Origin of the sequence: Rhodococcus sp. (in: high G+C Gram-positive bacteria) (genome assembly GCF_049299235.1) — a bacterium.
Taxonomy (GTDB): Bacteria; Actinomycetota; Actinomycetes; order Mycobacteriales; family Mycobacteriaceae; genus Rhodococcus.
Window position 1 is genome coordinate 1 of sequence record NZ_JBAQXC010000089.1, and the last position, 2,071, is coordinate 2,071.

General features: G+C 66.0%; 3 protein-coding genes. 1 reads left to right on the plus strand and 2 read right to left on the minus strand.

What is annotated here, in order from left to right; all coding sequences use genetic code 11:
- The first annotated feature begins 57 nt into the window (after positions 1-57).
- Positions 58-714, plus strand: a complete 657-nt coding sequence (locus WAX14_RS05040; protein ID WP_422626994.1) for a TetR/AcrR family transcriptional regulator — start codon at positions 58-60, stop codon at positions 712-714.
- Positions 715-828: 114 nt separating this feature from the next.
- On the opposite strand, the gene WAX14_RS05045 is transcribed toward WAX14_RS05040, so the two are convergent.
- Both WAX14_RS05045 and WAX14_RS05050 read right to left on the minus strand, forming a co-directional pair.
- On the minus strand, positions 829-1,305 hold the full coding sequence (locus WAX14_RS05045) for a hypothetical protein (protein WP_422626995.1): 477 nt from the start codon (positions 1,303-1,305) through the stop codon (positions 829-831).
- Between the two features lie 87 nt (positions 1,306-1,392).
- Positions 1,393-1,806 (minus strand): hypothetical protein, encoded by a 414-nt coding sequence (locus WAX14_RS05050; protein WP_422626996.1) that lies wholly within the window; start codon positions 1,804-1,806, stop codon positions 1,393-1,395.
- Positions 1,807-2,071: the final 265 nt, after the last annotated feature.

Here is a 2,071-nt window from a genome sequence, read left to right on the forward strand (position 1 = left end):
GATTTCGATCGCAAGGACCAGCATGCGGACCCCCTGGTTAGTGGGTACTCACTAACCATGATCGTAGGTTACGGTCAGGGCATGCCCGACCATGCCCCCACCGCACGTGATCGCATCCTCGACGCCGCGGCGAGCATCATGCGCGACCGCGGGATCGCCAAGGCAACCACCAAGCAGATCGCGGCGGCCGCCGGCTACTCGGAAGCAATGATCTACAAACTCTTCGACGACAAGGTCGACCTGTTCCTCAGCGTCCTGCGCGAACGAGTGCCCACCGTCGATATCCTCACCCGCACCGACCGCACCCCCGGTGACGCCGACACCCTCGACGGCAGACTGCGGGCGACGATCGAGCAGATCACCGCCTTCTACCGGCAAACCTTCGCGATCGGCGCCTCCCTGTTCTCCGACGCAGCCCTGCTCGAACGCCACCGCGAAGCTGTCATCGCGCACGGCGCCGGCCCGGCGCTGCTGCCCGCCGCCGTGGCCCGATTCCTCGAGCACGAACAACGCGCCGGCACCGTGGCCGCCGACGCCCCCATCGACGGAGTCGCCGCATCGATCGCCGGTGCCTGCTACCTGCGGGCGTTCCTCGAACAGTTCTACGGACCCGACCATCCCCAGCAGCCGATGACCGAGTTCGCCGCCTCGATCATGGCCACGGTCCTGCCCGCCCTGACCACACACCCCGCCGCGTCCACCCCCAGCGACTGACCCCACAGCCACACAGACGACGATCTGCGGTTGGAGTCACCGCAGAGCCGCGTCCACGCTGGTGAGGCACGGCCTGGCATCCGTAGGTGCTCAGCGCGGTGACACATTGCATGTTCAGAGTCGTTGCCCGCGCCGTACTCGGCGAAGCTCGCACGGACCGACACTCGAAGAATCAACCCCGTACCGTCCCCACCACCAGCGTCGTCGGCGTTCAGTCCGTCGACAGGCGTGGGGTGAGGCCCGGGCAACGCGGTCCAACCATTTTCGCGGCGCGTCGATTTCCTCGAAGTACTCGCGCCCCCAGGCGGGTCTATCGGCGACGGATTGCAGCCTGAGTGCGGCATCGCCGGCCGCGGTGGTCAGCACGGTCACGCACATACCGCCCGTAGCGCAGGCGCAGTCATCGGATTCGACCCGCATACCCAGGCCCCAGGTCGCATCGGTCAACGCCGACACCAGCGCATCGTGCCGTTTCGGTACCGCGGGATCGTATTCGAGCCACACCTTGGTGGTGTCCGGGCCGCCGGAATACGCATAGGTGCGGTGGGCGGAGCTGAACGAGGTGAAGATCGCGATCCGCCGCAGGAGCATCGACTCCATCCGCACGCGTGGTTCCGGTGACACCGATGAGGGATGGTCCCTGAGGGCGAGCTCTGCGGGGGGCCACCGCTTCTCATGTCACAGCGGTGTGCCGTAGCCCTGCACCTGCCGAGAATGTGCGCTCCGCACCGCATTCCAGTCGGTGTCAGCGGAACCTCGAATGATCACGCGTGCATCTGTTTCGACGAGGCCCAGCACAAGGTCACGACCGTGGATGTGCAGAATGCGCACGCCGAATCCGGCCGCCGGACTCCCGCCGTCTGTGCCCGGGAGACAGACCTCGAGGAAGGTGGCGCTGACGTCGACCTTTCCGGTCGGTCCGCCCAGGAACACGATCGGCACGTGGGCCTCGCTCAACCGGATGCGTTTGACGTGGAAAGGATGTGCGGACGGGCTTCGGATCTCTCCCAAGCCACGGAACACGGTGGCTTCGAGTTCCTGCTGGGCGGGATCGGTCGAGTGGAGAAGCGCCGGGCGGGGGCGATGTTGCATGCGAAAGGCGATGTAGGAGCGGGATTCGCCGGTGCACGTCTGAAAATTGACGGTGGGCATGTGTCAGACCAGTCTCTGCGTTGCTCACCTCAACGCGGTTCTGTAGACGTGGGCACCAGCCGAACACTCGGGAACATCACTTGTCTCTGTCCCAGCGCCACGGTGAGTGTCGCCACTGGGAAACGGTTCACAAGCAACCGCCGCACAGCGTAGCGGCACCGGTGAGGCCGGGCAATGCGGAGGGGAAGGATCGCCGGCTGCCTCC

What these genes read in the sequence shown, in the direction of transcription:
- WAX14_RS05040 (WP_422626994.1), top strand. Translation starts at nt 58, where the DNA reads ATGATCGTAGGTTACGGTCAGGGCATGCCCGACCATGCCCCCACCGCA.
- WAX14_RS05045 (WP_422626995.1), bottom strand. Translation starts at nt 1,305, where the DNA reads ATGCTCCTGCGGCGGATCGCGATCTTCACCTCGTTCAGCTCCGCCCAC.
- WAX14_RS05050 (WP_422626996.1), bottom strand. Translation starts at nt 1,806, where the DNA reads ATGCAACATCGCCCCCGCCCGGCGCTTCTCCACTCGACCGATCCCGCC.